The organism is Wolbachia endosymbiont (group A) of Limnophora tigrina (assembly GCF_964263225.1).
In the GTDB taxonomy this organism is placed as follows: Bacteria; Pseudomonadota; Alphaproteobacteria; order Rickettsiales; family Anaplasmataceae; genus Wolbachia.
In genome coordinates, this window is the sequence record NZ_OZ181654.1 from 510768 (window position 1) to 536456 (window position 25689).

The 25689-nt window shown below is 34.1% G+C and carries 21 protein-coding genes; 5 read left to right on the forward strand and 16 right to left on the reverse strand.

Annotation, left to right across the window (positions count from 1 at the left end; genetic code table 11):
• Positions 1-141: 141 nt before the first annotated feature.
• Entirely contained in the window at positions 142-1971 is a 1830-nt protein-coding gene (typA, locus tag ACE38P_RS02370) for a translational GTPase TypA (protein ID WP_374699435.1), read from the reverse strand.
• Positions 1972-2193: 222 nt separating this feature from the next.
• Here typA and gltX point away from each other — a divergent pair, with 222 nt between their 5' ends.
• The gene (gltX, locus tag ACE38P_RS02375) at positions 2194-3537 is read left to right on the forward strand and encodes a glutamate--tRNA ligase (protein ID WP_374699436.1); all 1344 of its coding nucleotides are present in this window, start codon (positions 2194-2196) and stop codon (positions 3535-3537) included.
• Here gltX and tnpC (ACE38P_RS02380) read toward each other — a convergent pair.
• From tnpC (ACE38P_RS02380) to ACE38P_RS02410, 7 genes are all read right to left on the reverse strand, one after another.
• The gene (gene tnpC / locus ACE38P_RS02380; RefSeq protein WP_374699327.1) at positions 3534-4916 is read right to left on the reverse strand and encodes an IS66 family transposase; all 1383 of its coding nucleotides are present in this window, start codon (positions 4914-4916) and stop codon (positions 3534-3536) included. The two genes, gltX and tnpC (ACE38P_RS02380), sit on opposite strands and share 4 nt — an antisense overlap.
• A gap of 268 nt (positions 4917-5184) precedes the next feature.
• Entirely contained in the window at positions 5185-6567 is a 1383-nt protein-coding gene (gene tnpC / locus ACE38P_RS02385) for an IS66 family transposase (RefSeq protein WP_374699286.1), read from the reverse strand.
• A 166-nt stretch (positions 6568-6733) separates the two neighbouring features.
• Positions 6734-7753: a DNA polymerase III subunit delta gene (gene holA, locus ACE38P_RS02390; protein ID WP_007302689.1), complete on the reverse strand. Its 1020-nt coding sequence runs from the start codon at positions 7751-7753 to the stop codon at positions 6734-6736.
• A gap of 5 nt (positions 7754-7758) precedes the next feature.
• Positions 7759-7941, reverse strand: coding sequence for a hypothetical protein (locus ACE38P_RS02395; RefSeq protein WP_374699437.1), 183 nt, complete (start codon positions 7939-7941; stop codon positions 7759-7761).
• 114 nt (positions 7942-8055) lie between these two features.
• Positions 8056-8865, reverse strand: a complete 810-nt coding sequence (locus ACE38P_RS02400; RefSeq protein ID WP_007302687.1) for a metal ABC transporter permease — start codon at positions 8863-8865, stop codon at positions 8056-8058.
• The gene (locus ACE38P_RS02405) at positions 8859-9206 is read right to left on the reverse strand and encodes an Mth938-like domain-containing protein (RefSeq protein ID WP_017532635.1); all 348 of its coding nucleotides are present in this window, start codon (positions 9204-9206) and stop codon (positions 8859-8861) included. The genes ACE38P_RS02400 and ACE38P_RS02405 overlap by 7 nt, the downstream gene beginning before the upstream one ends.
• 3 nt (positions 9207-9209) lie before the next feature.
• Complete coding sequence (locus ACE38P_RS02410; RefSeq protein ID WP_374699438.1) at positions 9210-10076, reverse strand: 4-(cytidine 5'-diphospho)-2-C-methyl-D-erythritol kinase; 867 nt, start codon at positions 10074-10076, stop codon at positions 9210-9212.
• 74 nt (positions 10077-10150) lie between these two features.
• Between ACE38P_RS02410 and ACE38P_RS02415 the strand changes: the two genes are divergently transcribed.
• Positions 10151-13438, forward strand: coding sequence for a UvrD-helicase domain-containing protein (locus tag ACE38P_RS02415; protein ID WP_374699439.1), 3288 nt, complete (start codon positions 10151-10153; stop codon positions 13436-13438).
• Between the two features lie 59 nt (positions 13439-13497).
• Here the strand turns inward: ACE38P_RS02415 and ACE38P_RS02420 are convergent, their stop codons facing one another.
• The 8 genes from ACE38P_RS02420 to dnaG form a co-directional block, all read right to left on the reverse strand.
• Positions 13498-13899, reverse strand: coding sequence for a cytochrome c-type biogenesis protein CcmH (locus tag ACE38P_RS02420; RefSeq protein ID WP_010401557.1), 402 nt, complete (start codon positions 13897-13899; stop codon positions 13498-13500).
• Positions 13883-14896 carry a hypothetical protein gene (locus ACE38P_RS02425; protein ID WP_374699440.1) on the reverse strand — a complete coding sequence of 338 codons (1014 nt, stop codon included), beginning with the start codon at positions 14894-14896 and terminating at the stop codon, positions 13883-13885. The genes ACE38P_RS02420 and ACE38P_RS02425 overlap by 17 nt, the downstream gene beginning before the upstream one ends.
• Before the next feature lie 7 nt (positions 14897-14903).
• Positions 14904-15251 (reverse strand): ferredoxin family 2Fe-2S iron-sulfur cluster binding protein, encoded by a 348-nt coding sequence (locus tag ACE38P_RS02430; RefSeq protein WP_006013713.1) that lies wholly within the window; start codon positions 15249-15251, stop codon positions 14904-14906.
• 237 nt (positions 15252-15488) lie between these two features.
• Positions 15489-17087, reverse strand: a complete 1599-nt coding sequence (locus tag ACE38P_RS02435) for a hypothetical protein (RefSeq protein WP_374699441.1) — start codon at positions 17085-17087, stop codon at positions 15489-15491.
• A gap of 118 nt (positions 17088-17205) precedes the next feature.
• The gene (locus ACE38P_RS02440) at positions 17206-18663 is read right to left on the reverse strand and encodes an IS4 family transposase (RefSeq protein ID WP_374699293.1); all 1458 of its coding nucleotides are present in this window, start codon (positions 18661-18663) and stop codon (positions 17206-17208) included.
• Positions 18664-18704: 41 nt separating this feature from the next.
• Complete coding sequence (locus tag ACE38P_RS02445) at positions 18705-19232, reverse strand: DnaJ domain-containing protein (protein WP_374699442.1); 528 nt, start codon at positions 19230-19232, stop codon at positions 18705-18707.
• A gap of 135 nt (positions 19233-19367) precedes the next feature.
• On the reverse strand, positions 19368-20666 hold the full coding sequence (locus ACE38P_RS02450) for a Na+/H+ antiporter NhaC family protein (protein WP_374699443.1): 1299 nt from the start codon (positions 20664-20666) through the stop codon (positions 19368-19370).
• A 98-nt stretch (positions 20667-20764) separates the two neighbouring features.
• Positions 20765-22498: a DNA primase gene (gene dnaG / locus ACE38P_RS02455; protein WP_010401576.1), complete on the reverse strand. Its 1734-nt coding sequence runs from the start codon at positions 22496-22498 to the stop codon at positions 20765-20767.
• A 145-nt stretch (positions 22499-22643) separates the two neighbouring features.
• On the opposite strand from dnaG, the gene ubiG reads away from it, so the two are divergent.
• From ubiG to tsaB, 3 genes are all read left to right on the forward strand, one after another.
• On the forward strand, positions 22644-23810 hold the full coding sequence (gene ubiG, locus ACE38P_RS02460) for a bifunctional 2-polyprenyl-6-hydroxyphenol methylase/3-demethylubiquinol 3-O-methyltransferase UbiG (protein WP_064085277.1): 1167 nt from the start codon (positions 22644-22646) through the stop codon (positions 23808-23810).
• Between the two features lie 107 nt (positions 23811-23917).
• A complete protein-coding gene (locus ACE38P_RS02465) occupies positions 23918-25048 on the forward strand; it encodes a cation:dicarboxylate symporter family transporter (RefSeq protein WP_064085278.1) in 1131 nt (376 codons plus the stop codon).
• Complete coding sequence (gene tsaB / locus ACE38P_RS02470; RefSeq protein WP_007302675.1) at positions 25048-25653, forward strand: tRNA (adenosine(37)-N6)-threonylcarbamoyltransferase complex dimerization subunit type 1 TsaB; 606 nt, start codon at positions 25048-25050, stop codon at positions 25651-25653. The genes ACE38P_RS02465 and tsaB overlap by 1 nt, the downstream gene beginning before the upstream one ends.
• Positions 25654-25689 lie beyond the last annotated feature (36 nt).

Genomic DNA, 25689 nt, shown 5'->3' on the forward strand with positions numbered 1-25689 from the left:
AAAAAAGCTGGATGAGCTACTTGCATGACACCTTTGTAGCCTTCTCTTGTCATCCCAGTACCTGCTCAAGTAACTGACACTGGTTCCCTTTATGATGGTGTTATCCGAGTAGCTCATCCAGCTTTTTATCAGGAACGTTGATTACTCTTTATTCTTCGCCCTTCCTGCACGTTTACGTTCATTTGGATCGAGGAACTTCTTACGCAAACGTATAGATTTTGGAGTTACTTCTACCAATTCATCATCGTCTATATATGCTATCATATCCTCCAGTGTCATTATTTTTGGTGGAGTAAGCTTTATAGCTTCATCGCTACCTGAAGCTCTTACGTTTGTTAATTGCTTACCTTTAAGTACATTTATTTCTAAATCATTGTCACGACTATGCTGACCGACAATCATACCACAATATACCTTATCTTGTGGCTTAACAAACATAATTCCCCTATCTTGCAGATTGAAAATTGCATACGCTACTGCTTCGCCTTTGTCTGTTGAAATTAAAACCCCATTACGCCTTCCGGAAATTGAACCTTTATGTGGAGCATAACTGTGAAATAAACGGTTGATTATACCAGTGCCGCGAGAATCAGTTAAAAATTCTCCTTGATAGCCAATTAATCCCCTTGATGGCACTAAAAATGTCAACCTAGTTCTGCCACTACCAGAAGGTCTCATATCAGTTACTTCACCTTTTCGAAAGCTAAGTTTTTCCATGATGATTCCACTATACTCATCATCTACATCAATTACTACTTCCTCTATAGGTTCAAGTTTTTCGCCATCTTCTTCTTTAAACAGCACTCGAGGCCGTGAAACTGAAAGTTCAAAACCTTCCCTTCTCATATTTTCAATCAGTACCCCAAGCTGCAACTCACCACGTCCACCTACTTCAAATGCTTCACCACTTGGAGCCAAAGTTACAGTAATTGCAACGTTTGTTTCTGCTTCTGCATATAAACGATCTTTTATAACAGTTGAGGTAAGTTTTGTTCCCTCTTGCCCAGCAAAAGGTGAGTCATTAACGCTTATAGTAATCGCCATTGTTGGCGGGTCAACTGGAGTTGAGCTGATCGCAGTTGTAACTTCTGGTGCTGCTATAGTGTCTGAAACTGAAGCTTTCTCAAGTCCTGCAATGGCAATGATATCACCAGCTACAGCTTGCTCTACTGGAACGCGTTTTAAGCCAGAAAATGAGAGTAACTTAGTTAATCTCCCTCGCTCAACCACTTGACCATCAAGATCAATTACCTTAAGATCTGAGTTAACTTGCGCGATTCCTTGGTAAATCTTTCCTGTCAATATTCTGCCAAGAAATTTATCAGATTCAAGTAAAGTAACTAGCATAGCAAAAGGTGCATTTTGATCATAAACGGAAGGTTTTATGTAATCTATCACCGTTGAAAATAATGGGCTTAAATCTTTTCTCTCATCAGATAGCTCCTTAGCACACCAACCATTTCTACCTGAAGCATAGAGTACTGGAAAATCTAGTTGCTCGTTGGTTGCATCAAGGTTAAAAAATAACTCATATATTTCATTTAGTACTTCATCAATTCTGCTGTCTGGTCGATCAACCTTATTGATTATCACAATCGGTTTTAAATTTGCCTTTAGTGCTTTTGACAACACAAACTTAGTCTGTGGCATTGGACCTTCTGCAGCATCAACCAGTAGTAATACACCATCTGCCATGCAGAGCACCCTTTCCACTTCTCCACCAAAATCCGCATGTCCTGGTGTATCAATGATATTGATTTTCTCATCACCCCACATTATTGACGTACATTTTGCAAGTATTGTAATCCCACGTTCACGTTCTTGATCACCACTATCCATCACTCGTTCTTGAACTTCTTGATTCTCACGAAACGTGCCACTTTGTTTTAACATGTTATCAAGTAAAGTAGTTTTTCCGTGGTCAACGTGTGCAATTATTGCAATATTGCGGATTGATTTAAATTCACTCATTTCTTATCATTTCAAATTTAATTTAATAACAAGTATACGTATAATATATTTAGAGTAAATAACTAAAGCCGTGCTTTCAGAGTATTTTAGGCAGATCATGGAACTCTAACAAAAAGGTTTCATGTTCGCTGTACTTTGTAGCAACTAACACCAAGACAAAGAAGAATCTTGCTTTAGCAGTACATTTATATAAAATTAAAATAAACTAAAGTAATCATTTAAATGCTAACAAGATTCGCTCCAAGCCCAACTGGCTACCTACATGTAGGAAACATACGCACTGCACTCATTTGTTGGATGTACACACGTAATCAAAATGGAAAATTTTTACTACGTTTTGATGATACTGATCTTGAGCGTTCAGATATCAAATATGTAGATAATACCATAGAAGACCTAAAATGGATTGGCATAAATTGGAATTCAAGTTTTAAGCAATCAGAGCGTTTTGAGAGCTATAACGAGGTGTTCTTACAGTTAATGAAAGAAGGTCATATTTATGCATGTTATGAAACAAGAGAAGAATTAGACACTAAACGAAAATTGCAATTAAAACAAGGTCTTCCCCCTGTTTACGATAGAGGTGCGTTGCTTCTAACTGAGCAAGAGAAAATTCGTTATGAGCAAGAAGGACGAAAACCACATTTCAGATTTAAATTGAATAGAAACGAAATTGTAAAATGGAATGATGAAGTTAAAGGTGAAATAAATATTGCAACAATTCACATTAGCGATCCTGTGGTAAAAAGAGAAGATGGAATTTATACATACATGTTACCTTCTGTTGTTGATGATGTTGACTTTAATGTAACCCATGTTGTACGCGGGGAAGATCATGTAACTAATACCGCAGTTCAGATCCAAATTATTAAAGCATTAAAAGCGAAAATTCCTATATTTGCTCACCTTCCCCTACTACATTTTGATGATAGCAAGATATCGAAACGGAAAGGTGGGTTGGATATTAAGTCCATAAGAGAAGATGAGATTGAGCCAATGGCGCTAACTAGCTATTTAGCAAAACTTGGCACATCTGATCCGATAGAAGCTCATGTTGATATGCAGTCTTTAATTAACTCATTTGATATTAAAAAATTTAGCTCAGCATCTGCACAATTCAGCTTGAGTGAAATGTATAAGCTAAATAGCAAAGTGCTGCAACAAATGCCATTTGAAATGGTGCAAGATCGTTTAAGTCAAATTGGCTCAGAGTTTTGGTATTTTATAAGGAGTAATATAGAAAAGTTTTCTGAGGTGGCCAAATGGTGGAAAACATGCAAATTTGGTATAGAGCCTGTGGTTCTTAATAAAGAGTTTATAAAAATAGCGCTAAGTTCATTGCCTAAAGGTGATTGTAATGAAAACACATTATCAGAGTGGGTTAAAAATATTCGACAGACAGTTGATATAAAGGCAAAAGATCTATTTATGCAGTTGCGCCTCGCTTTAACAGGAACAGAAACAGGTCCAGAACTCGCTAAATTATTAATTTTTATCGGTAGAGAGAGCATTGTTGCAAGGTTAGAAGAAAATCATACAAAGTATCCGTTCAGCAGAGTGGTTTAAGAAACGATAGATAGAAGATTGTGAAAAGGGTTTAGCCTCCTCTGTTTCCATGTTAAGTATAACGAAATTATTTGCTCAAGGAATGAGTTTCCTCGTTCTGATTGTGTAAAATATGAATTTTTGCGATAAACGACATAATGCCGTATTTGCCGTTCAGCGTGATTATTTGTCAGCGGAGTATTTTCTGGGTCATCTAAAAATTTCCACATCATTCTTTCAGATTTCAAAATATTCTTTGCAACTCGAGACGCTCCAATTGCTTCAGGTAAGCGAGATATTTCCTTCAAATAATACCTTGTACGTTTTCGCAATTTCTTGGCACGTCTAATAAATCTTGAAACATCTATCTCATTTTTTAGTAAAGCTTTTTTCAGTGCAAATAACTCAGTGGCTACATTTCTCAAGTAACAGCCCAGAACTTTAACTTCAAATTTCCAACTATGCGCTAATCTTTCAAAATCCCTTGCTAAGTGTGCCCAACAGATTTGCCTTCTTTCATTAGCAAAGTAGTTGTATGCTGCATATCTGTCGGTTACTACCAAGCTATTACGATTGCAGCATACACTATTTTTTAAAACTTTCATTCCCCTTGACTCTGTCAACTTCACAAAACTTGCCGTATTGCTTGCAAACATCCAACACCAAGCGAGTTTACCTTTGTTATAATGGCTCGTTTCATCAATATGTAGAACTTTACTCCTACTTATCTCTTGTTCGATCTGCTCATACATTTTTTTGCATTTTGAAGCAACTCTATGTTCACTATTTGATATGCTACCGACGCTTATGTTCAAATTGAAGATATCATTTATGATGCTAGCTACTTCGCGCTTTGAATTTTTATAAAACCCACTGAGTGCTGCAACTACTGACTTAACCCTTGGGCCAAATGTATCTGGCGTAACACCCTCTGGTAACTTGCTACTTCTTCTTTTTCCGCATCTCTGACAACGGCCATGTTCCAACTGATATTCCATTACATAAGCCTTAATCTCCGGAAGATCTACTTTCTGATGAATATAAGGTTTTTCGCATATTGCAATCTTCCCTCCGCATTCGCAAGTAGGTGACAACTCTATCTTTATCACCTCATCTGCTTCCATTTTAGCACGATAATTACCCTTATGCCCAACTTGACCACCAATCTTTCTTTCGCTTTTTGGCTTTTCCTTTTTCATTTTGTATAATTCTTTTGAATTGGGAATTGATGAGTTTTTTGAATTTAAACCTAGCCTTTCCTTTAATTCAGCGTTCTCTATCTTTAAAGCCTCATGCTCTGCTTTTAAACTTTCATTCTCTCTTTCCAATCTTTCTATTTTTGCTTCTAACTTTTCTATTTTTTGCTGTAAATTTTTGCAGAGTTCTAAAAGGTTTACCATATTACCTCATATTTACCCTATGATTATCTTTATTATCTTGCTTTGTCTACCTTATTTTGCCGCTCTGCTGAACGGACACTCATACAAAAGGTTTAAATGCACCGAATGTATTTGAATGACACCAATAAGCATTGTTCAGGAAATGTGAAAATATTAGATTTCTTGTCATTCCAGTTTCTGCTCCTGTCATTCCAGTGCTTGACACTGGAATCCATAATCTTGCCAAAACGTTGTATTTTAAAATAACGTATCCGTTCAGCAGAGTGGTTTAAGAAACGATAGATAGAAGATTGTGAAAAGGGTTTAGCCTCCTCTGTTTCCATGTTAAGTATAACGAAATTATTTGCTCAAGGAATGAGTTTCCTCGTTCTGATTGTGTAAAATATGAATTTTTGCGATAAACGACATAATGCCGTATTTGCCGTTCAGCGTGATTATTTGTCAGCGGAGTATTTTCTGGGTCATCTAAAAATTTCCACATCATTCTTTCAGATTTCAAAATATTCTTTGCAACTCGAGACGCTCCAATTGCTTCAGGTAAGCGAGATATTTCCTTCAAATAATACCTTGTACGTTTTCGCAATTTCTTGGCACGTCTAATAAATCTTGAAACATCTATCTCATTTTTTAGTAAAGCTTTTTTCAGTGCAAATAACTCAGTGGCTACATTTCTCAAGTAACAGCCCAGAACTTTAACTTCAAATTTCCAACTATGCGCTAATCTTTCAAAATCCCTTGCTAAGTGTGCCCAACAGATTTGCCTTCTTTCATCAGCAAAGTAGTTGTATGCTGCATATCTGTCGGTTACTACCAAGCTATTACGATTGCAGCATACACTATTTTTTAAAACTTTCATTCCCCTTGACTCTGTCAACTTCACAAAACTTGCCGTATTGCTTGCAAACATCCAACACCAAGCGAGTTTACCTTTGTTATAATGGCTCGTTTCATCAATATGTAGAACTTTACTCCTACTTATCTCTTGTTCGATCTGCTCATACATTTTTTTGCATTTTGAAGCAACTCTATGTTCACTATTTGATATGCTACCGACGCTTATGTTCAAATTGAAGATATCATTTATGATGCTAGCTACTTCGCGCTTTGAATTTTTATAAAACCCACTGAGTGCTGCAACTACTGACTTAACCCTTGGGCCAAATGTATCTGGCGTAACACCCTCTGGTAACTTGCTACTTCTTCTTTTTCCGCATCTCTGACAACGGCCATGTTCCAACTGATATTCCATTACATAAGCCTTAATCTCCGGAAGATCTACTTTCTGATGAATATAAGGTTTTTCGCATATTGCAATCTTCCCTCCGCATTCGCAAGTAGGTGACAACTCTATCTTTATCACCTCATCTGCTTCCATTTTAGCACGATAATTACCCTTATGCCCAACTTGACCACCAATCTTTCTTTCGCTTTTTGGCTTTTCCTTTTTCATTTTGTATAATTCTTTTGAATTGGGAATTGATGAGTTTTTTGAATTTAAACCTAGCCTTTCCTTTAATTCAGCGTTCTCTATCTTTAAAGCCTCATGCTCTGCTTTTAAACTTTCATTCTCTCTTTCCAATCTTTCTATTTTTGCTTCTAACTTTTCTATTTTTTGCTGTAAATTTTTGCAGAGTTCTAAAAGGTTTACCATATTACCTCATATTTACCCTATGATTATCTTTATTATCTTGCTTTGTCTACCTTATTTTGCCGCTCTGCTGAACGGACACAAAATAACTTCTACACATATCCCATATTTCTGGATCCCAGTGTCAGCTACTTTCATGACAACATTTAGTTGTTTTTTCTCGTCTACCTTATTTTACTACTCTGCTGAACGAATAACACCAATAGTTAATCTCATGCTGAAAGATCATTTTATGGTCCAAGTCAGTTCTTTTACAAGTCACTTCCAAGCTCATCAAATTTTCTAAGATCTTCTTAAGTTCTGAAAGTTGCAAACTTTTCAAATGAGATTTAAAACTCTGCAATTGTTTGAAGAACAATGGAGGACTCAGCTGGTCAATTGCAGCTTGTTCATTCATTCCATTTTGTATTAACAGCAAAACGCTTTCTAGCCGTAGAAAATAATTTGATATAATACGGATTAATGCTATCGGTGAAAAATTCTCTTGTAATATCAATACATCGGAAATTTTGATGAATTGTCCCATGTCTTTACTCACTATTGCAGAGCACAGATTATCAAGTGTAACATAATCATTGCCGGAGGTTGAAAAGCATAGATCTATATCAGCAAGTTTAAGATCTTTTCTTTTTCCTAGATATAAAACTAATTTTTCAAGCTCTGAATATATAGGCAGTTTGCTATGATTAAAATAAGACTGCAAGTGGTAGATTATCTCACTTGTGCACTCTATATCATTTTGTTTCAAGTAACTTGATATAATATCACAAAGATTACTACCGCTGTCCTTATAGCAGGTAATGACACCGAAAATTTTTGAGCTTTCCATATAACTTTTAGTTGTAGAACTATATGGAAGATCATTTGCTATCATTACTATATAATGATCGCCTATATTATGATCCAATATGTTTCTTAACTCTTTAGATATACTTCCACTGACATTTATCAGCTTAACTAACCTTTTTTTAGTAAACATCGAAATGTTTGCCAACTCGGAAAATAACAAGCCAGGCGACTTATTCACTACTGCAAAATCCATCACCTGAACTGAATACTCATTCAAGTTGGCAATTATTTCCTGTACAAAAATATCGACCTTACTATTGTCACTCCCATGAATTAATACACCACTTAAAGTATCGGGTTTCTCAAGGAATTTTTTAACTTTAGATGGCGTGATTCTCATGCCATCTATATTATATTATCACTACTTGGTGGTACATCATTTGATTGCACATCAGTTTCCAACAATTCTGAGCTTTCTTGATTTGCTGTATTCTGCATATCATCAGACACTTCTTTCTTTCCCGTAACATAATTATAAAAATTTTTTATAGGCTGTCCTATATATCTAGAAAAAAATCCTTCGTCCATATCTTTCACTCCACAAATTAACAATTAGCACATAAAAACAACGTAGCAAAAACTACTTTACGCTCAGATAGTTACACTCATTTGTTAATGAATTATGAACTTCCGAGACCAAAATTAAGTCGATCTACTTAACACCAATCTTATAAAATAAGCAATGATTAAATACACAGCTGCGATAAGTATAATTGCAGGTCCAGTTAATAAGTCAAAACTTGCAGATAATATCAAACCTGATACTCCAGAAATCACAGAAAAAACTGTTGCAACAATAATCATTTGCATTGGAGTTTTTGAAATGAGTCTTGCTGATGCAGCAGGTATTAACAAAAATGCAGCAATGAGTAATATTCCTATTAATTGAGCAGAAATTGCAATAAAGATAGCGAGTATAATCAAAAATTCTAGCCTAACAAAATTAACATGTACTTTCTCAACTGTTGCCAAATCTTGATTAATCGAAATCATCAGCCAATAGCGCCATCTAAATATTAATATCAAAGTAACTATTACGGAGGTTAGAAAAATTGATATTATATTACTTTGGTCAATCATTAATATGTCACCAAAAAGTGAGCTAATAATACTATTATTACCTGATGGAAGAAAAGACATAAGTATTAAACTCGATGATAAAACTACATTGGTAACTATGTTCAATATCGTATCAGCAGAGTATAATTTATTAAAATTAAGAGAAAGTAGTATAGCAAACATAATTGCAATGAGCATTATACTTACCGATGGGCTGATATTAAAGATCAAAGCAAGTGCAATACCAAGCAATGAAGAATGGGACAAACTATCACCTAAATACGATAACCTTTGCCATATCATAAATGACCCTAGAGCTCCTGTGACTAGGCTAATCATAATTACCGCAATTAGACTGTTTATAAAAAAACTCTGTGTAAATATCTCTAACATGCTATCAGATAACTGACAACAAATCTATCTTCAGATATTAAAACGTTATGGGTTCTGCATGCAGAACCCGTCGTCATAAATTCAAAATTTAAATTCTTTTGCTCCATAAGATAAGACTTCATTGAACAATCGCGTATCTTACCAGTACCTATTATCAAAATCTCTATTTCCTCTGTTAAAAAAGATTTAAAATACTCCTTGTTATTTATATCACTTTCTTTCAATTTAATCACCTTTTCAGGAAAAATTATAATTGAGCCATGATATTCTTGATTATTTACCCAAAATCTTTCTTCCCTGTAACCATCTATAAGATTTTTCTTCTTGGAAATTAAGGGCATAAATCAAACTATTAATTCCGTGTCGCACACCCACCATTCTGGATATTCCTTTTTGATATTTGCCGCTGCAGCTTTTGCACTTTCTTCACTATCAAACATTCCAAAACACCCTACACCACTACCTGACATACGAGAAAGTATAGAGCCTTCTTGTGACTCTAGTGTTGATATTACATTCTGAATTTCAGGTACAAAACCTATTGCTGCTTCTTGAAGGTCATTTTTTGTCTCTTTAAGAAGCTCTAACAAATTCTCCTCAGTTTTATCACTCCACTTAATTGGATTAGAGAAATCCTCTTTATACTTGGAAAATACTTCTGATGTATTCAAAAACTTTTTTTTTGGTTTCACAAGTACCAGACTTGTGGGTAAAGAGCATTGTTTAATGGGGCATAATTCCTCACCAACACCTCTGACAAAAACTGGCTTACTATCTATACTTGCAGGCACATCAGCACCAACTCTTAAAGCTATATCATTTAAAATTTGCCTATCAATGTTCCAAAGCTCTCCCAGCATGCGTATCACAGCTCCAGCATCTGAGGAACCACTACCAAATCCCGCAGCAATTGGTACATTTTTTACAACCTTCACAGTGACTTTAGTGCGTACAGGAGCATGCCTAAGCAGTAGACTCACTGCTTTCGTTATAGTATTATATCGATAATTTATTCTAAACTCAGAATTTACAAATTCAACTGTAGAGTTATCATATCTAAAGTTTTTTTCTCCTACTTTTATCTCTAAAAAATTAGAAAGTTTAGCAAAGACAACCAAACTTTCAATTAAATGATACCCTCTTTCTTCTCTATTTATAATATGTAAAAAAAGATTGATCTTTGCAGGAGCCTTTACACAAAAACTTTCCATCTGTATATCTTCACTAACACTATCTTATTTACTATACTTGAAATGCCACTTCAGTCAAACTTTATACACTCCTAATGAGATCAAATGCCATAAATCCTAACTTCTCTGTATGGGTAAGTGCATCAGCTGGTACAGGTAAAACAAAGATCTTAATAGACAGAGTATTAAGACTTCTATTAGAGAATAAGAGAAATATTCTCTGCTTAACATTTACCAATGCTGCAGCAAATGAAATGGAGGATCGCATTTACAGTACACTTAGTAAGTGGGCAATATGTCCAGAGGGTATATTGGTCACAGATTTAGAACAATTAGCCCAGTGTGTGACCAGAGAAAATAAAGATTATTTAACAAGAGCAAGAAGGCTTTTTTCTGAACTGGAAAATATTGGTCTTAATATTCAAACTATACACGCCTTTTGTTACAAATTAATCTCCAGCTTTCCTACAGAAGCTGGTATCGCTCCAAATTGTACGTTGAGCGAATGTAAAGAATTGCATTCCATCGTATTTGAAAAAACGCTTCATAATGAAACTGTGCAGGACGATATCAATATCGTTGCAGCTGAAATTGATGAAAATAAGCTGCGTGATTTGCTCTATACCTTATGTATAAAGAGATCAGCTCTAGAAAATAATTTAGGATATATAAAAGATAAACTAAGCGTCCCAGACAAGATTGACAATTTACAGAATGAAACGATTGAGCAGATAAAAAGATTAGCTGAAATATTAAGTAAGGGAAGCAAAAGAGATCAGAGTTACAGTGCGATACTTTATTCTACTGTCATCCCAGCTGGGATCCAGAAAGAAAATATGTGGATTCCAGTGTCAAGCACTGGAATGACACCAGGCCTAGCAGATCCCAGTGTCAGCTACTTGGATGACACCGGAATAAAGTGGGATGAAACTAAGATAGAAAATCTAGCCAAAGTATTTCTGAAGTCAGAATCGCAGGAAAAAAAAAGCATATCATCAATTATAACAAAGGGTACTTTGGAAAAATTTGAAGATGCAGAGCAAATGATAGAAAGCATTCAAAACACAGTATCCACTCACGTAAAAGACATGAATTCTTATCAAATATTCGGAAGAACCAGTAGTTTACTTAGTATATTTAAAGTATATGTTGATCTATATAATAATGAAAAATCAAAGAATGCACTGCTTGATTATGATGATATCATCAATTTAGCAACAAATCTCCTTAGCAATCCAGGCAATAAAGATTGGATATTGTTTAATCTAGACCAAAAAATAGACCACATTCTTGTTGACGAGGCACAAGACAATAGTATCAGTCAATGGAAAATTATAACAAATCTCTGCAATGAATTTTTTACCGGTGGTGACGAAAAGAGAACTTTATTCGTTGTTGGAGATGTAAAACAATCAATTTACAGATTTCAAGGAGCAAATCCCCATCTATTTAATTACATGCAGCAATATTTTCACACGAAAACCGGTGGCAGAGATTGGGTATCATGTCAACTTGAAAAGTCATTTCGCTCAACTCCAGAAGTTTTGATGCTTGTAGACAGAATATTTAACAATTTTCGTGAAGAAATATCTTTCAATGATAACAAGATAAAACATATTCCATATAGAGAAAACGATCAAGGGTACATTGAAATCTGGCCGTTACTGCCAAGGTATAAAGAGGAAGAGCAGCAAGCCTTACAAATTCATTTAATACAGAGGAAAGATTATGTAGTAACAGATCGATTACTTGCTCAGGCAATAGCCCAAAGAATTCACAATTGGTTAAACGAAGGGCGGATTTTAGTCGCCAAAGATCGTCATATAGAACCAAGGGATATTATGATTTTGGTACGGCAGCGAAATGTGTTAGTTGATTACATAATAAGTGAACTAAAAAAAGTAAATGTACCAGTTATAGGCCGAGATTATTTTAGAATTATGGATTACATAGCTGTGCAGGACTTAATAGCTTTAGCTGAATTTTTGCTCCTCCAGGCAAATGATCTTGCTCTTGCAAATGTTTTAAAATCACCGCTATTTAACTTTACTGAGGACGATTTATTCAATATTGCATATAATCGTAAAGAGCAGTCATTGTGGGAAAAAATTCATGATTATCATGAGGTTATTTATAGCGAATTAAACTATCTGATTAACTTATCTCAGACAAAATCCCCTCTTACATTATTCACGCATATATTACGCACAGGTAAAAAGAAATTTGCTGCAAGGCTAGGTCTTGAGTGCTTCGAGATTCTAGACGAATTTATGAACCTCGTATTGCAATTTGAGCACCCATCTCTTCAAGCATTTGTTCAGTGGATCAAAGAAAATAATCCTGAGATTAAAAACGATATGCAATCAGAACTCAATGCTGTACGAATAATGACAATTCATAAATCAAAAGGTCTACAAGCTCCAATAGTGTTTTTAGTTGACACAAATACAGTACCAAGAAACAGCGAAAATATTTTGTTTGATGCAACGGAAGCACCATTTTGGTGTGGCAAAAATAGTAATGCTTATTGTAATCAAGTAAAAAGAGAGAAAAAACTAGAGGATTATAACGAATATTTGCGTTTGCTGTACGTGGCACTTACGCGTGCTGAAGATGAGTTATACATTTTAGGCAAAGAGCCAGTGCAAAAGGGCTCTTGGTATGATCTAGTTATTCAATATGGAGCATTATATGAGAGGAAAAAACTATACTTACAGCCGATATTTAAAGAAAAAGTTGAAGTGCTATGCATGAATGCAAACTACCCTTCTATTTATAAAAAACGTGATTATTTTGATGTTCCAGTGATTTCACCTCCATCAAACCTATCAATGTCATTGCAGCACGTAACGCTGGAACCTGGAGAAAAAAAGCCAGTGTCAAGCACTGGGATGACAGATGAGAATGCTGGAATGACAAAAAGGAGCATTGGGACGACAGACAGCTATGCAAGAGGCTTAATAATTCACAGTATATTGCAATATATGCCCAAGATAGAGAAAGACAGGAGAAAAAATTGGGTTAGGAAATATCTTGATAGCATAAACACTAGTGAAGATAAGGATGAAATTTACAGCAAAATATTAACCTTTAATGAAAAATATGATTACCTGTTCGACTTGGAGGGCAAATCAGAAATTCCACTTAGTGGAACAATTGACGGAAAACCAGTATTAGTGCGGCTAGACAGACTGTGTATAACAGAAGACAAAGCAATCATAATTGACTATAAATCACACCATAACGTTTCTATTTCCTCATCAAATGAAATAAAAAAGCAAATGTTGATCTATAAAACCTTAGTGCAAGAAGTCTACCCAGATAAGCAGGTAGAGTGCGTGGTTATTTGGATGGAAGATTTAACCTTACAATCTTTGATCTAAACTCAAATGTTCTTATAGTAGCTACTTGCATTTGTTGTAAACTCACTTTTACTCTATAGTTATCTTTTTACTACTTTATCTATTTTCTGAACTGATTTTCGTATTAGAAAACATCCAATAAGAAGAATTATAAAAGGAATAAACCATAAAATGTAGGTACTAGATTTTACAGGTGGTACAATGATAATTGAATCTCCATAAGAATTTTTTAACTCTGAAACTATTTGCTCGTTAGTATATCCATCACTGATCTTCTTGCGAATTGTCTTACGCATACCATATGCAACTTGAGACTCAGATTCGGATAATAATTCACCAGAGCATACTGGACACTTTATTACTGCAAATAAGCTACTTGCTCGCTCTTCCATGCTTTCGTCTCTTAGTTTATCATCCAAAGTAAAAGCATTTATGCTTAAATGGAATATCAATGTAAAAAGTAAGCTAATTACTATTCTCATTCTTGGTGAATTGAGTGATAAAATCAGTAGTGGATAATTTTCCAATAAAGCCTGAACCTACATTATTGTCGTACTTTATTGAAAATTGAATGTCGTTATCAGTGATTTTTTCTGATAAGGAAGATATTGATTTTTCCAATTTATCTGCAGTCTTTGAATCATTAGTCATAAACGAAATTAATTCTTTATAATTTGATATGGCTACATTGATTTTATCTTCAAATGAAGATGTAACTAAATTGTAATTACTTACTCCACCATTCGCAGCAATAGAAAAGTTATTACTCTCAATCAAAAATTTTTCTATGTTGAAATTAATCTTAGAAGCTGAAATATGGTTTACAAATTCATAATCTAATTTAGCGTCGACACTAAGGTAATTTTCAGGACTTGCAGTATGTTTATAACGGTAAGTATAAAAATCAAATTCTAGTTTAGTATTTTCATTCAGTTCTTTATCAAAGTGAAATTGAATGTAATTACTTTTATCATTCACTTCAGTTATAACACTTTGCTGATTTTCTAAAACATCACATTTTAATCCATAATCTTCGTAACGAAATGTATCTATATAGTCTATTACAGTGCTATTTCTGTTGAATTTTAATGAAGATAGTAAATCATTTAGTTTAACAACAAAGTGGCTACTCACGTGTGTGTGACACTTTATATTCTTTTTCTCATCACTACGGACAGCAATGTTTACTTTATTGCTTGGTATATAGATATATACTGACTTATCAAATAATCTGTTTTTTATCACTAAAGCTTCAGATGAAACAGTTAATTGCTCATTAGAAAATTTTGGATTCGTTACACGAAAAACTAGGTTAAAAGGAAATCCCTTAAGATCATGTGAAATATCAACTTTTTCGTCATTAATGTAATCAGTTAAAAGACTTTTTACCTTAAATGCAGAAAAATACCAAAAACCACTATACGCTAGAGGAATAAACAAAGGTAAGGAGATGAGAATATAGATAAAAATTTTACGCATTATCCTCTTATTTATCTAATGATATATTTCTTGTACCTCTGGGCACGGTTACGCACAAACCGTCAATATCTTTTGTGATTTTTATTTGGCATCCAAGCCTCGATGTCTCTGTTAAACCGAAAGCTAGATCCAGCATGTCATTTTCCTCATCAGATATAGGATTATGTGTTTCTACAACATCATAAAATTTTGGATCAACAATCACATGGCATGTAGAGCAAGCAAGAGAACCTTCACATGCACCTTCAAGCAGATCTGGATCACTTCTATGGGCTAAATTAAGAAGAGTTTCTCCCTCTGCAGCTTCATAACTTTTCTTACTTCCATCAGGTAAAATAAAAGTAACGGATGGCATACTATTAAAATCTCTACTAATTTCTCTATATTCTACAAATAATAACTAATATTTGCAAACTCTTTGTAATTCCATTGCCTATCTCTTGTCATCTATATTCCTATCAAGAAAGTAAGATAGATACCACCAGCATCTCACAGAGTTGCAAGTATAGAATTTTCTTAGTTTTAGATTTTACTAAATATATTACTGAATTAACATTATTAAACTTGATCTGCCATTTCTTCTGATCTTAAGTTATAATTTTACTAATGCCATTTGATTAATTGCAACTTCAGCATTGCTATCTTTCAATAAATTTGCAGGACTATTACAATGGTATATGATTGCAGCAACAATAAGACAACAAGCTCCAACTGCTATTCCCACTGCTAACATTTCTAAGTAAACTGCAATAGCTACTTCTAAAGCAACTCCTACTACTGCTAACGTAGAAGCAACTATGATAGAAGTATTACGACACTTAATACGAAGCTCATTTAGTTTATCTAATGCAGTAGTACCATCTTTATATTTTAGCTCTCTTAGTACATCTTTATTTTCACATTTGTTAAGCAACTTCCAAGCATAACTTAACCTTGACGCTTGACCATAAAACCCCTTCTCAACATATTCAACCAAGAGATCAAACGGAGTTTCACCTTGGTCATTTTTAACATAAAATCTCGCACCTGCACTCACAAGTGATTCAACTTTGCAAAGCATTGACTTATCGGAGTGCAACTTTCTTAAAGCATGATGTAGAGCTGTATCCCCACTTTCATCTTGATAGTCAATTTTATTTTTATGTAAAAAGCAATCAAAAATCTTTTCATGAAAATCACATTCAACAATTTTATTTAAAGCATAACTTGAAATCCGTATGTTACTTTCTAGCAGAAGATCTAGAGCTCCTTTATGATTACAATCAACAACAATATTTACTAATGTACCTAACTTACTAGTACCATTTAGATCTTCCAGTTTATCTTTATGTTCGCTAAGTAACCTCACAACTAAATCTAGCCGTTGCAGTGGACTACGTGAGTCACGACAAATAAAGTCATAAGTTCCATCAGCATTTCTCTCAGAACTATGCCTATCATAAAAATGCATTCTGACATAGTCAACCAAGAGATCAAATGGAGTTTCACCTTCACGATTTTTAACACCAAGCCTTGCACCTTTACTAAGAAGGAATTTGGCAAAATTTGTCCATTCATAATCTTTATAATGAATACTTTTTAATATACAATGTAAGGCTGTGTTACCGTCTTCATCACCTAAATATGCAATATGTATGTTATTTTTGGTCAAGAGATTAAAAATTTCTTTGTGATGCTTACTAGCAGCAAGTTTGACCAGTTTATTCAATGCAGAAGTACCTTGTAGTTTCTTCAGCTCATCAATTTTACAACAACTAAGCAACGCTGAAACATTATTCAATCTTTTTATTTGTGCTTGAGGACAGAGAGATTCCTCAGCATAGTTAAGTAAGAGATCAAATGGAGTTTCACCTTTGTCACTTTTAACATCGAGCCTTGCACCGTTGCTAAGAAGTGACTCGACAAGAATTTGGTATTTCGATTCATTCCTATCAAGCCATTTTAATGCATGATGTAAAGCTGTTTTTCCTTCTTCATCTTTATACCTGACATCCATTTCATTAATGTATTTATTAAAAAGGAAATCTAAAATCTTTTCAGAGCAACATTTAGCAGTAATACCCAAATAAGAATTTAGTGATACTTTGGTTCCTTCTCCATCTAAGAGCTTAAAAATTTCTACATGATCATACGCAACAGCAATTTGTGCTAGAGATGTAATGTCATCAGTAGCAATTATAGCTTCTCTCATTATAGAGCTACAATATTTAAAGTTGCCTGACTTGATCTCTTTGGCTAACTTAATACAAGTCGAGAAATAGGATAGTCTTTTTTCTAATTCATTAATCTCTTCAGTTTTATCCTCACTTTTACCCACAATTTTGAGAGGTCATGATGTGAAGCATAACTATGCTCTCCTTAAGATTTTCATAGCCCCGCCATAGAGTCATAGCCCCTGGTAAATTATCACTTTTTCTATTCATAAATCCACCTAATTTTCCTAACCAAATAATAGCTTGTTTTATGTTTGGAGGTTCTTCTGGCAATGTAGCTACTTTATGCTCACGTATGAAAAGGGCCTTCCACTCTTCGTTGCTTAAAATTTTAGTACAGGTTTCCATGGGATTTGATAAAGCGACTTTTGTTAAATATAAAATTTTAAATGCAATAATGCTCTTTATAGCAATTAATTTCTGTAGCCTTTCCTTTGTAGTTAAACGAGAGCTTTCTATTTTACATCCTGATTTTAAAACCCTGAAATACTCCTCAATTTTCCATCTTAGCTTATACCAATTTATCCTTTCTATAGCATCTAAAGTGCTATTAACTGGTACATTAGTCAGCAAAGTCCAATCAATAGCTTCCAATCCTTCAGGAGGATTTGTTTCTTTTGCACTTACCACATATACAGGGATTTTATCACTTATTTTATGCACTGTGTCTTTTGATCCATAAATTGAAGAAGATCTGATAGGTATATAGCCTTTCATATACTTAACTTCAATATTAGCTTTCCTTGATCTTTGGTTTCCACCTTTATTAACTTCTAGAGAAATTTTCTTCTTTACTGGCAGTTGAGTGATGCGTGTTTGCAAATCTGTTTTTCCAATTTCAGTACAGATAAATCTTCTATTAGTTCGATTACGGATTACATAAAAACTACCTAATGTCTCAGTGATCCATAAAAATTTGAAGATATCTGCCTCTCTATCACCAAGGGTAACAAGTTGTACATTTGCAGGAAGGTTGTTTATGCTTTCTTTGAGAGCTGTTATCCACTTATAACTTTCTTTTTCTTCTATGGAGGTACGGTATTTCCTGTTTGCTTTTTCTTGTGACGTTTCTTTTTCCCTAATAGAACGTGCCCAACATTGTTGAGAAGATAGACCTAAAGGCAATCCGTCTTTGCTGACTATTAAGGCACTGTGCAACAGTAAACCCATTTTATGCTTCGTATAAGCTTTAGAAATACTACCTAGCCTCTTAGTTTTTATATGAGAGTCAAAATCCAAATAACTTGTATCTTGAACTGAAAAAACAAACTGATTTCCTTTCATTCTCTCCATAGTTTCTTTGTAATGGGAAGAATAAATTTCCTTATCCTTAAGCTTTTCATTGCTAAATAATCTGTATGCACCCTTAGCTTCTTTCCATCCACTACAGCTTTGATTAATTGATCCAGACGCCTTACCCTCTATACAATAGCCTGTTTTAATAAGTCTCTTATTAAGTCTTGTATCTCCTAAATTAACGTGTTTTAACTCTCTTTCCAGCCATTTATCCCCTAAGCCATCAGTATATTGCACATTTGTACTTACTTCACTCATTTTAATCCCAAATTTATTTGGTATCCATTTTACTCACTTTTTTATTTGTGGGTAAAAGTGAGAGTTTTATCTATTCCGTTTTTTTGCTTTTTAATCTCTTTTACTTTCTGATGATACGTATCAGTTATTTCGTCAAGAATTCTAGATTGCCTTAATATTACATTGATTTCAGATGTAGATTCGTGCAAGTCAGACATGTCTTTGAGTATTTTACTTATCTTTTTATAAAAGTCACTCTCCTCTTCCCATGTAGGTTCCGTCTCAAAAGTTTGTTGATTAGGATCCTCTCCTCTATCGTACTGGCTTTTTTTTGTTTGGTCAGATAACACTGTGTATGCTGCTGATATTTCCTTGAATTTTGTCAATTTCTCTTTAAGTTGAGCTCGTTCATTTTCTTCCGATTGTAGTAGCGTTCTGTTCTTCTTTTCTCGTTCTAGCTTATCTAAAGCTTTTACTTCCTTATGCAATTTATCTGTATGAAACTCACGTGCCAATTTGTAATATGCTTTTTTTATCTCACCATGAGTAGCATCTCTTTTTACTCCTAATATTTCATAATAATCAGGCATTTGTTTCTCCACTATTTTGATACATTTTTTATAACATTAGTAATACTATGTCTTTAAAAGAATTGGTACTATATAAGTATTTTAGCAAATATTATAATATTTATCAACAAATTGAGTGAAAATTTAAAGAGTTATTTATGGTAATTGAGGAGCTACAACCGCACGACGTCTGCCGTTAATAACTATTTCACCTATCGCAACTGCTGCAAAAACAAAACAATAATATACTTTTGTTAGTACGATGATAGGTGACAGAGAGGCAATGCTGCTTGCTAGTAATACGTGAGAACCATAAGGTAAGATACTTTTTGTGATAGAAGTAAATATCTCTAATAAGTACGCACTACGGTGTGGTGCAATGTTATATCTTTGCGCAAGCCTTTTAGCAATATTACTAGTTAATAAAATAGCAACAACATTGCTGGAAACTAAAATAGTAAACAGAGATGATATTCCCGCAATCATAAATTCAGCTTGAGTTTTTGTCATATTCACCTTATCGGTGAATATATCTATCTTTTTCTGACTGTATTCGTACATTAAGTGGCTTAATCCACTACTGAAGAGAATAAATATCATTACTTCATTCATCTTATAAAAACCCCTATATATGTCACGAGAATATTCAATAAGAGAATAATCAAAAAAAGCTATTCCTAATATCCCAGCAATAACCATATTAATAGCTAATGTTACCAGAGTGTTTATTTCAAATAAACCCATAATTATTAAAGATATATAAGGGATAATTTTGACTATGGATAAATAATTCAGACTTGAGATAGAAACAACTTCTGTACTATTTGAAATTATTACTAGATAAATAAGTATTATAAGACCTGTAACAGATCCTGTCTTGAAAGTGAGTTTTATTTTATCCTTTACTGAAGCTCCTTGTGAAGAAGTAGCAGCAATAGTAGTGTCAGATATCATTGAAAGGTTGCTGCCAAACATAGCTCCACCTATCACAGCTCCAACACCCACTGCACAATCAAAAGCTCCATTTTGTGCTAAATTAACAGCTATTGGTGTTATAAGTGCAATAACTCCGATTGATGTGCCGATTGCACTTGAAATAAAAGTAGAAAGTAAAAACATTCCAGGAAGTAATAATCGTGCTGGAAGAAAGCGAATAGTTAAGTTAGTAATAACATTTATACTACCAAGCGATTCAGTAATAGTAGAAAATGCTCCAGCAAATAGAAAAATCAAACACACGGTAAGAGTAGTTTTATTACCCATACCTTTTATAAGTGTATCAATACTATGCTGAATTTTGTTTTTATTGAATAGAACAGCAAAAAATAATGCTGGTAATAAGCAAACTAACGGTGAAATTTGATGAAGAGGATTGCCAAGTCCGATAAAAGAAAAATAAATACCACTTCCAAGGTATAAAGCTAGAAAGATAATGAGAGGAAGAAATGCAAACACTTATCGTAGTTGAACAAATCGGAAGTATACTAGAACAAGCTATTTTAAGCAATCATCAATATATTGTTTTTCTACCAATTTTGAACATCTTAAGCCATCTACTTTTGAATAAATTCCATTTGCATTTCTTGTATACTATCCTCTATTTGCTTTATTTGTTCTATTAGCCTTTCCTCTAAGTCAAAATTACCGCCCAGCCTTGCTTTAATTTTTTCTTCTTGTAATACATTTAATTCTTTCCGTAATACTATGTTATTCCAGACAGTTTCTGCCGATCTCTTCTCACTTAATTGACTATTTAATACGCTAGTTTTTTCAAATATAAACTTTATAACACTAGACTCCTGTAGCAGAATTTCTTTATTAAAGTTGCTCTCATTAGTTACCATATTAATTACGCACTGTTGTAATTTTTTCATCTCATTAGTAAATTCGAAATGAGAAAATTGCTCAAAAAATATAGGACGGTTCAAGATTTCAGGAAATTCTACGGCTATACGCAAAATTATGGCCTGATTTTGCTCTGCTTCAATTAGCTCTGGAGATTTATTGTAAAGATACTCACCTTTTGTTGCTTTGCTATTAAAAATCAGCTTTTTAAAGTTTCTTCTTAATTCACTGACCTTATTGTAAAAATAATCTCTATAATACCTTCTAATACTGCTGTTACCGATAGCATTGACATATTTCATGAACTTGTGCTCAAGAATTGAATATTTTTCCGGAGCAAATTTTTCATAATTTTGCAAATTGCTACCAATTATGTGATGCCATAAATATTCAGAGTGCAGTTCTGTTGAGCGGTTAAAAGCGGATAGTACATCTTCCGTCTTATATTCTAGTTCATTGCATATATCGTATGGGTCCTTGTTGCTTGGCAAAGTCACGAACTTCAATGTGTATCCAGGCTCCAGTATCGGCAGAACAAGTTCTGCAATTCGAATAGCAGCATGACATCCAGGACTATCGCCATCCATACAGATAGAAATTTCTTTAGCAAGTTTCCAAAGATTTTTTATCTGCTCTGCAGAAATTGCGGTACCAAGCGGAGCAACTGTATTGCTAATTCCCGCTTGATGTAGTGCTATTACATCCATATATCCTTCAACAACAAATAGATGCTGTTTTTTGCGTATTTCACTCAAAGCAAAGTTTAATCCATATAAATTTTCTCTTTTCTTAAAGAGCTGACTCTCTGGGCTGTTTAGATACTTCGGCTGTTGCTCAGAGTTCAGCGCACGTCCGCCAAAACCAATAACTTTGCCCGTGATGTTGTGTATAGGAAATATCAGCCGATCATAGAAATAATCACGAGAATTCTTATTTATTAACCCAACATCGATCAAAATCTCGTCTTTAATACCAGAGGAGTTCAAATATTCCTTCAAGCCAGAACTTGGTGCATAACCTATCTTAAATTTATCTATGATTTTGAGTGAGATCTTGCGCTGCCTTAAATAAGCCATAACACCTCGATTTTTCTGCGCGAACCAACTTGCAGCTAAATTCAGTGCTGAAAACAGTTTGTCATTTTCTTTAGCAAAGCTGAGGTTTTTGGGTAACTCAACACCTGCAACAGATGCCAATTTTTCCAACGCTTCCTTAAAACTTAAGCCCTCAGTTTGTGAAATAAATTCAAACGCATCACCATGAGCTGAGCAACCGAAACAGTAATATAAGCCCTTAACATTGCTGACCGAAAAAGATGGAGTTTTTTCGTTATGAAATGGGCAGAGTCCAACAAAACTATCTCCTCTTTTTATTAACCTAACTTTTTTTCCTACTATGTCGGACAACAATAATTTTGACTTTATAATATCTATATGATCCATTTTACCGAATGAGTAGTGGTAGGATAAAAATTATATAGAATTTATGCATATCTGACTCGAAATTTATTCAGAAAGATCAGGAGAGCTTGACAAAAAGCTCAAAATAAATTACCCATATAAATACCCTTAAGTTGCAATTTCTTATATGTCAGATGTGATATCAGTTGCTTCAGACCACGCAGGTTATGAACTAAAATCAGAAATAAAGGCTTACTTGGAAACTTTAGATTATACAGTGATAGACCGTGGCTGCACTGCTGAACAAAAGAGTGTAGACTACCCTGACTATGCTGCTGAAGTTGTAGAAGATATAACAAACAAAAAAGCAAATTATGGAATATTAATTTGCGGTACAGGTTTGGGCATGAGTACTGTGGCAAATCGTTTTGAAGGAATCTACGCTGCTTTATGTAATAGTGTTGAGATCGCAAAATTAGCTCGCGAGCATGGCAACGCGAATATACTGTGTCTTGGTGCAGGGTTTACTGCGAGTGGATTAGCAAAAGACATAGTCAAACAATTCCTCGAAACAGAATTTTCAAAAGAAAGTAGACATAAAGAACGCCTTGATAAACTTAGCAATATTAGCAAGAAAAAAACCACAAAAACTTATAATGAAGATGAAATATCAAAATTCGCTAAAATAGCAGGTGAATGGTGGGATGAGAATGGCAAGTTCAAGCCATTGCACATGATGAATCCTGTGAGAGTATCATACATCGTTGAGAAAATAAAAGAATTAAAAAAATGCGATTTAAAAGAACTATCATTGCTCGATGTTGGTTGTGGTGGTGGCATTTTGTCAGAGTCAATGGCGCGTATTGGTATTAGCGTTGCGGGAATAGATGTATGTGAGGAAAACATAAAAGTGGCACAGTCGCATGCGAAGAAAGTAGGGTTAAATATAGAATACACACACACTAGCATTGAAGAGCTAAGCAATGACAAGAAGTATGACGTGGTTTTGTTGATGGAAGTGGTTGAACATGTCGATAATTTAGAGTTTTTCATGAAAAAAGCAATAGAGCTGTTGAAGCCAGAAGGGCTAATTTTTATATCGACGATAAATAGAACTATTAAATCCTTCTGTCTTGCAATAGTCGGCGCAGAGTACATATTAAACTGGCTGCCAAAAGGCACACATAATTGGAATAAATTTCTCAAGCCATCAGAAATTGCAAATCATCTAAGGGAAAACAATGTAACACTACAAGATATGACTGGTATGGAATATAATGTAATAAAGCGTGAATGGAACTTGACCAAAGGTGTGGATGTTAATTATATACTTTGTGGAAACGTTGTAATTTGAAATCTCATTCAAGTACTAGAAGGTAATGCAAATATTTTAGGCAGTTTTACTTTACTTAGCAGCTAATTTATCATATGTATTTCCATAGGATATCGCTATATTAGAATATGTTACAATTACTAACCTTACTTGCTGTTATCACTTCGGTTGTATTTTTTGGTCATCTAGTTCCAATGGAAGTGAAAACCTTCTTGTATTCAATAAGCCTTAGTATAAAAGAGATCTTACTATTTATAATGCCTTTTATTGTTTTTGCATTAATCTTTAGTAGTGTTAACAATCTTAAGCAGTCGGCTATAAAGTTTATATTGTTACTTATTATAACGATTTTCTTGTCGAATCTAGCTTCAAGTTTAATAGCTTATTCTGTTGGGCATTTCATCACACAAAACACTTATTCAATACAAGATATAACATATGAAGAAACAATTGTTCCTTTATGGTCATTTAGGATACCTGCATTGCTTTCTAATTTTTATGCCCTTGCTTGTGGATTTGTATTAAGCATATTAGTGTCCACAATATTACCAAAAAAAAGCAAAGAGCTCTCGAACAAAATGTTAGATTTAACTCTCTTTATTTTGAAGACATTTTTGACACCAATTATTCCAATGTTTGTACTTGGTCTTGCTTTAAAAATGGAACATGATCAGGTTTTACCCATAATATTTAAGGATTACTCAATAATTTTTATTATTATATCATCTTCAACTTACCTTTATGTTTTTCTCTTATATGGAGCAGCAAATTCGTTCAAGATCACAAGCTGGATAGCTAGTATAGGTAATATGATACCAGCATTTATTACTGCAATGAGCACAATGTCTAGTAATGCAGCTATGCCGCTTACTCTTGAAGGAAGCAAAAAAAATGTAAAGCAGCATGATATAGCATCGTCTGTTGTGCCAATAACTGCTAGCTTTCATTTAGTAGGTGATTGCTTTTTTATTATAATACTATCAATGATAATGACTTTTGGTGGTGCATTGTCTGCAACAGACTATGTGACTTTCCTTCTCTACTTTCTGTTATTTAAATTTGCTATTGTTGCAGTTCCAGCGGGAGGAATTATGGTAATGTTGCCTGTTCTTGAGAAGTATCTTAAATTCTCTCCAGAGATGCTTTCATTAATTACAGCATTGTATATAGTGTTTGACCCAATAATAACTTCAGCAAATGTTATGGGTAACGGTGCGTTCACTATGATGTTTACAAAGCTCTATGATAAGCTTAAGTGATGTCCATTCTAGCAATTAATACTGTAGGTGCTGGTAGTTCAATAGCAGTAATTGATTACGATGGTAATTGTTTTGTAGAACGCAATTCTGCAAACAATAGCCATGCAGAATCATTTTTTCAAATACTGAATACTTTGTTTGATAAGCATAATTACAGCTACGATAAAATAGACCATTTAGCAGTGATAGTTGGACCAGGAAGTTTTACTGGAATCAGAGTTGGTATATCAACTGCACAAGGTATAAATCTTGCTACAAATAAGCCGTTATATGGGGTTAGTGCCCTGGAAGCTCAAGCATATGCAATATCGCTACTTTGTACAAATAGCAAAAAAAATATTAAAGCTATAATCGAAGATGATCAAAAGTTTTATACGCAGTTATTTGATTTCAATTTGTTACCGCTATCAAATCCTGCTGTAGTAAGTGAACTCCAGCCTGAAACGCACTGCATTACATATATGGATTGCAGTTTACCAAAGTTGGATGCTAGCCATGCAGGGCTATTAGTCCGTTATAGACTAAAAAATAAACAAAAATTAAATGGAGTTGAGGCTCTATATTTAAATGAGCCTCAGTATATGAAATCGTTGCCTATTGCGTAAACACTATTAATTTGGCCAAGTTTGTACATCTGACTT